The sequence below is a fragment of the Corallococcus sp. 4LFB genome (assembly GCF_046520365.1).
Classification (GTDB): domain Bacteria; phylum Myxococcota; class Myxococcia; order Myxococcales; family Myxococcaceae; genus Corallococcus; species Corallococcus caeni.
Window position 1 is genome coordinate 1 of sequence record NZ_JBKGHJ010000452.1, and the last position, 6,875, is coordinate 6,875.

5 protein-coding genes are annotated in these 6,875 nt (G+C 69.3%); all 5 read left to right on the plus strand.

The genetic code is table 11. The features are described 5' to 3' along the window. The coding region (locus ACLEQD_RS33700) for an endonuclease domain-containing protein (RefSeq protein ID WP_410389693.1) at window positions 1-440 on the plus strand (440 nt) is incomplete at its 5' end. Further along, window positions 421-1,428, plus strand: a complete 1,008-nt coding sequence (locus ACLEQD_RS33705; protein WP_410389695.1) for a hypothetical protein — start codon at window positions 421-423, stop codon at window positions 1,426-1,428. The genes ACLEQD_RS33700 and ACLEQD_RS33705, both read left to right, overlap by 20 nt. Window positions 1,429-1,454: 26 nt before the next feature. Then, complete coding sequence (locus ACLEQD_RS33710; protein WP_410389697.1) at window positions 1,455-4,721, plus strand: type IV secretion system DNA-binding domain-containing protein; 3,267 nt, start codon at window positions 1,455-1,457, stop codon at window positions 4,719-4,721. A gap of 192 nt (window positions 4,722-4,913) precedes the next feature. After that, window positions 4,914-5,204 carry a hypothetical protein gene (locus ACLEQD_RS33715; RefSeq protein WP_410389699.1) on the plus strand — a complete coding sequence of 97 codons (291 nt, stop codon included), beginning with the start codon at window positions 4,914-4,916 and terminating at the stop codon, window positions 5,202-5,204. Between the two features lie 222 nt (window positions 5,205-5,426). Next, on the plus strand, window positions 5,427-6,875 hold a 1,449-nt coding region (locus ACLEQD_RS33720), incomplete at its 3' end, for a PAS domain-containing protein (RefSeq protein ID WP_410389700.1).

The following is a 6,875-nucleotide window of genomic DNA, read 5'->3' on the forward strand; positions in this document are numbered from 1 at the left end:
GGCGCGGGCATGTCGGGGCTGGCGCTCGCGCGGTGCTGACGGGCGCGGGCGAGGCGGGCGCGGACCGGGCGCGGAGCAAGGCGGAGGCGTACCTGCGCGACCGGCTGGAGGAGCACGCGGGCACGGCGGGCCTCTTCGAGCTCAACGCCCGGCTGCATCCCGAGGACAAGCGCTCCTGGGAGGTGGACCTGCTGTGCCGTTCGCTGCGCATCGCGGTGGAGGTCGACGGCTACCACCACTTCCAGGATCCGGAGCGGTTCCGCCGCGACCGGCGCAAGGACCTGGACCTGCAGCGCGAGGGCTACTGGGTGTACCGGCTGCTCGCGACGGACGTGCTGTCCCAGCTGGAACACATCCTCCACACCCTGGACACGTTGATTGAAGCCCGGAGGCGCGAGCCTGGCGGGCGGGAGCCACGACATGGACACCGACACTCCTGACACCCGACTCCAGGGCCTCGCCCTGGCATGGCTGGCGACGCGCTCGGAGAAGAAGGCCGGCACGCGCAACGAGCTGGCGAAGACGCTGCACGCCTTCGTGGAGCACCGCTGGAGCCGGGGCGAATGGACCGGGCGGTTCGACGCGCTGCTCACGGGGCTGCTGGACGGCAAGCTCGTGGAGGCCCGGGGCCGTGCGGGGCTGGCGCTGACGGGGCCGGGCCGTCAGCAGGCGCTGAGGTTCCTGCGGGTGGAGTCGCCCAAGGGGCTTACCTGGAAGCGCGTGAAGCAGCAGCACCTGCTGGCGAAGGGGTTGGGGCTGCCGAACTCCAAGGCCGCGCTGGGGCGGTTATCGGCTGCGGACGGCGTGCGGGCGCTGGTGCTCAAGCGGGCGCACGCGGTGGAAGGGCCGGAGACGCCGACCCTGGCGCAGGTGCGCGACCGGCTGCTGTGGCGGCAACTGGGCGTGGAGACGGACGAGGCGTTCTCGCTGCGCGCGGTGCAGGCACACCTGCTGGGCAAGTTGCTGGAACAGGAGGTCAGCGACCCGAAGCGAGGCGTGGAGCAGTTGGCTGCCCGCGCGGTGGGGGCGTCGCGGGTGGACGCGGAGGTGGTGCGGATGGCGGCGCTGAGGGAGTGGGTGCTGTCGGAGGAGAGGGCTTCCGCGACCGGGCCAAAGCTCGTGGAGGCTTCCGAGAAGTCACTGCCTACGGATACCGCGTCGTTCGCCAGGCGGGTGCTGGACGTGGCGAAGGCGGTGCCCCCCACGGGCCGCTTCGGTGACAACAAGGTCTTCATCTCCCACGTGTGGATGGCGCTGCAACCGGAGTGGTCGGACCGCCCGGCGTTCAATGAGGCGCTGCTCGCCGCCAACCGCGCCCGCCAGTTGTCCCTGGGACGCGCGGACCTGCTGGCGGCCATGAACCCCCGGGACATCACCGAGTCCGAGGTGCGTGCGGTCGGCGCCAGCTTCCACTTCGTCATCCTCTAAGCGGAACCCTTTCTCAGGAGCCTCCCATGTCCAAAGACGCCCGTCTGCAAGCGTTCCTGTCCGATGGCCCCGAGATCTTCAACAGCGTCCAGCAGGGCCAGACGCTGTGGAAGCGGGACCCGTTCGACGTGCCTTCCATCAATGCACCCGCGCGCGCGGCGTTCGAGCGGCTCGTGAAGCGCGCCACCGCGCAGACGCCTCCGGAGGACGGGAGGATCCTCCTCTTGAAAGGTGACTCCGGCAGCGGCAAGACGCACCTGGTGCGCGCCTTCCGCAACAGCGTGCACGAGAGCGGCAAGGGCTACGTCGGTTATCTGCCCATGACCGTCGATGTGACGCACTACGACCGGTACATCCTGTCGGAAGTCATCGACTCGCTGGAGAAGCCGTACGACCACGGACACGTCGACGATTCGGGGCTGATGCTGTTGTCCGAGGCCGTGCTCAAACGCTGCAAGAACATCTTCGCGGCCAACATCCCCGAAGAGGACCTCCTCGACGACGAGGAGTTGCACGGCAACATCCGGGCGGTCGCGGACGACCTGCACGCGGATCCTGAGTTCCGGAACATCGACGTCAACCTCCTGCGAGCCCTGCTCTGCCTCCAGCGCCGCGAGGCCCGCTTCCACCACCGCATCGTCCAGTGGCTGCGCTGCGAGGAGATGTCACCAGAGGACCGGGCCATCATCGGCAACCTGGTGCCGCGCACCACCGAGGAGTCCCCCAGCCGGATGCTCATCCAGCTGGGCCAGCTCATGGGCATCTTCGGCAAGGCGCTGGTCCTCTGCGTCGATCAGGTCGAGGACATGCTCGACTTCGAGCAGAAGCCTCAGATGGAGCCTTCCTTCCGCCGCGCGATGAGCACGCTGGTCGCGCTGGCAGCCCAGGTGCCTTCGGCCATCGTGGTGGTCTGCTGCCTCTCCGACTTCTGGACGGCGACGCGCTCGAAGCTCAATCGCGCGATGCTCGACCGCATCGAGCGCAACCCTGAACCCGTGGACCTGGAGCTCAACGTCACCGCGCAGACGGCGCGGGACATCGCGGCCCGCCGGTTGAAGGCGCTGTATGAGCAGCAGAACATCGCGTTCAACCCGGCCCAGCCCACCTACCCCATTCCGTCCCAGGGCTTCGACCTGCTGAGCGGACAGCGCCCGCGCGACATCCTGAACGCCTGCCACCGATACAGGGAACAGGGCATCCAGGACAGCAAGCTGCCGGCGGCGTTCCCCCTGCCGGAGAAGAAGCAGTCGCCCGCCAAGGGAAGCACCGTCCCCCCCCAGATGCCCCCGGCACCAGACCTGGATCAGGCCTGGACGGACTTCAAGGCCAACTTCAAGGCGCGGGTGCCGGAAGGCAACGCGGACCTCGCAGCTTTGCTTGCCTGGGGCATCCAAGTGAGCGCGGAGGAACTGGGAGACACCAACCGGTTCAAGGTGAGCCACCGTGACGATGACACGCTCGACGTCACGGCCCAGCCGGGCGACGCGAAGCTCCATGTCGTGATCTGCAACAAGAGTCCAGGAGGCGGACACCTGGGACGGCAGATGGCGAGCGCGCTCAGGGCCGCGGCCAGGAGTCTGCCCGTCCTGGTGCGCACCACGGAGTTCCCCGGCAGTCTGGGCACACTGGTGGCGGAGCAGACCGCCGTGCTCCAGCGCAGGGGCGGGCGGCGCGCGGTGGTGGGCCCCAGCGACCTGCGGGAGCTGCTCGCGTTGCAGGCTTTCCGCAAGCAGCAGGACGAAACCGCGTTCCTCGGATGGAGCCGCGTGGCCCGTCCGGTGACGAGACTCCAGGGCATCACGGACCTGCTGGCTCTGGGGAAGCATGCGCCTTCGGCCCCAGTCGCGGCACCCGTGCCAGTGGCCGGCAAGGCGGGTGCCTTGAGCGAGTCCGCCGTGTCCGATGGGGAATCCGAGTGGGAGGTGACTCCCGCGGGTTCCATCCTGCCGCACAAGCCCGCGAAGTCCGCTCCCGCGCTCATCAAGGACGAAGGGCCCAAGGAGTCGAAGAAGGACGAAGGCCCAAAGGGCCAGATGCGCGTGGGCGTCTCCGAAGGCGTGTTCGCGAACACCGTCCACGTCCGACCGGATGAGCTGAACCAGCACAGCGCCTTCCTCGGTGGCCCTGGCAGCGGCAAGACAACGCTCGCCCTGAACCTGATCGAGCAGCTGGTGATCCAGGGCGTTCCCGCCATCCTCGTGGACCGCAAGGGCGACCTCGCCGCGTATGCGCGCGATGCATCGTGGGAGGAGGCCCTGGACGACCCGATGATGACCGAGCGCCGCAAGCTGCTGCGTGAGCGTGTGGATGTGGCGCTCTACACGCCGGGCCGTTCGGACGGACGCCCGCTGTCGATTCCGGTGGTGCCCCGAGGACTCGACAAGCTCTCGCCCGAGGAGCGCGACCAGATCCTCCAGCAGGCGGCGGACGCCCTCTCCACCATGCTGGAGTACAGGAGCAGCCCCCGGGACAAGGCCGCGAAGGCCCTGCTGGCCCTGGCGCTGCGGTTGCTGGTGCAGCGTCCGTCCGGGAAGGAGATCACCCTGGACCTCATCCAGCGCTTCGTCGCCGCTCAGGACATGACGCTCGTCCAGGAGGCGCATGGGCTGGATGACAAGGTCTTCACCAAGCTGGCCCAGGACCTGGCGACGCTGCGGCTCAACGCGCAGGCCCTGCTCTCCAACACCGGGGAGAAGCTCGACATGAACGAGCTGCTGGGACTGGGGGCCGCGAAGGTGCCGGGCAAGACGCGGCTGAGCATCATCAGCACCAAGTTCCTGGGCGGCTTGCACAGCTCGCTGTTCTGGGTGTCGCAGCTCCTGGTGGAGGCCAACCGCTGGGCCAGCCAGCACCCGTCCCCGAAGCTCCAGGCGGTCCTCCTCTTCGACGAGGCGGACATCTACCTGCCCGCGATGGGCATTCCCGCCACGAAGCAGCCCATGGAGAACCTGCTCCGGCGCGCGCGTTCGGCGGGCGTCGGCGTGATGCTCGCGACGCAGAGCCCGGGAGACCTCGACTACAAGTGCCGCGACAACGTGCGGGCCTGGTTCGCGGGCCGCGTGAAGGAGGAGACCGCCCTCCGGAAACTCAAGCCGATGTTCGCGGAGGCCCGCGTGGACGCATCCGTTCGTCTGCCTGCCCAGAAGACCGGACAGTTCCACGTGCTGCGCGAAGGCCAGGTGGAGCAGCTCAAGGCGGACCGGAACATCATCAAGACAGAGCAGTTGTCGGAGGAGGAGATCCTCCAACTGGCACATCGCTCCGGTGAGCAAGGCATCCGCAACGCGGGGTGAGCCCGGCGGGGCACAGGAAGCGCGACCGGGGAACTCAGACCCTGAACGCCTTCCGCCCTCCCAGGTCGTGCATCCAACACAATCCATGCGCTTGAGAGGCCCTGCCATGACCTGACAGGGTTTCGCGCGAGCCAGCGTGGCACCATGTCCAGGCAGCAATCACCTGACGCGCCACGTTTGTCTGGAGAAATCATGCGCCGTTCATTGATGCTCGGTCTTGCTGTCATTGGGGTTCAGTTCGGCTGTGGAATGGACGAAGCCGATCAGCGAGCAACGCCCGAACTGGCAGCGCGCGAGGACTCGCTCTACCGCTGCACGAGCGACTCCTTGACGGTGTATTACAGCGACGCCACGTACACGACGGAGGTCGGCTCGGATCGGTGTTACTGCGGCAGGACCCCTTTGCGAACCGGCGTCATGACCGATTACGCCGTCACGAAATACAGTGAGGATTGCCTCGGCCTCGCACCCGCGGCCCCGTAGCTCCAGGCACGAGGTCCCGCGCTTCAGGCCGCGAAGCAGCAGGCAACCGCTATCCGGGGCCCAGGGTGTGAGGGACACCCGGGCCCGCGGGCAGGGGGGCGCTCCCCTTCCGTGGACGGGACTGGCCCTCGGGCGGGGAGTCGTCCCGGGCGCCCTCGCGCGGCCTCGCCGGGCAACGGCCCCCATACTTCCCTCAGACGTCTTCCATGGGGGGAGGCAGGAATGGTCTTGCGACAGGGCCAGGGACGGAGCGCGCGTGGGCAGCCCGCGTCCAGGGAGCCCTCGTCCCTCCAGGCCCTCGACGCACTGGAGCGCACCTCGGACGCCGTCTTCGCGCTCGACCGCTCCTGGCACTTCACCTACCTCAACAGGCACAGCGAGTGGCTGCTGAAACGCCCCCGGGAGGAGCTGCTCGGGCAGGTTGTCTGGGAGCAGTTTCCCGAGGCCCGCGGCTCCGTGTTCGAGCAGGAGTACCAGCGGGCGCTCACGAAGCAGGTCAACGTCGCGTTCGAGGCCTACTACGCGCCCCTCGACGCCTGGCTCGACGTCCAGGCGTACCCCTCCTCGGAGGGCCTCACCGTCTTCTTCCGGGACGTCAGCGCCCGCAGGCGGGCCGCGCAGGCGCTGCATGAGTCGGAGCAGTTCCTGCGCTCCACGCTCGACTCGCTGTCCACGCACATCGCCATCCTGGATGGCCAGGGCACCATCCTCGCCGTCAACGAGGCCTGGAGGCGCTTCGCGCGCGAGAACGGCTGCGTGGAGGACCGGAGCCCGTGCGGCGTGGGCGCGAACTACCTGGGGGTGACGGACGCCGCGCGGGGCAGCTTCTCCGAGGAGGCGTCCCTTGTCGCCGCGGGCATCCGCGCCATCATCTCCGGCCGCACGGAGCCGTTCCTCCTGGAGTACCCGTGCCACGAGCCCGGAGGCGTCCGGCGCTGGTTCCTGCTGCGGGCCACGCGCTTCGCCGGTTCGGGTCCGCTGCGCGTGGTGGTGGCCCACGAGGACATCACCGGCCGCCGCGAAGCCGACGAGGCGCGGCGCAACCTGGCGCACGAAGAGGCCGAGCGCGAGGAGGCGGAGGCGGCGCGCGAGCGGATGAACGCGGTGCTCGAGCGCATCACCGACGGCTTCGCCGCGTTCGACCGGGACGGGCGCTTCACCTACGTGAACCGGCGCGCGGAGGCGTACTTCGGCCGCGGGCGTGAAGCCCTGCTGGGCCGGAAGCTGGCGGAGGTCTTCTCCGGGCCCCAGGGCTCGGCCATGACGGCCCTGCTGCGCCAGGCGACGGCCGCGCAGGTCCCGGTGGAGGAGGAGCAGCCCGCGGTCGTGGACGACCGGTGGCTGCGCGTCGTGGCGTACCCCTCACCGGAGGGCCTCTCCGTCTACTTCCGCGACATCACCGAGCAGCGGCGTGTCGAACTGTGGGGCCACTTCCTCTCCGACATGGGCGCCGCCAGCACGCGCTCCCTGGAGTGCGGAGACGTGGTCCGCACCGTGGTGAAGCTCGCCGTGCCCACGCTCGGGGATGGCTGCGCCGTCGCCACGCTGGGCGGCTGCGCCGAAGAGGAGCCCTCCGTGGAGGTCGCCGCCGTGACGCCCGGCCTGGAGGACACGCTGCGCACGGCCTGCGTCCCCGGCGCCGGGAGCGCGCTGGGGCGGACCGTGGCGCAG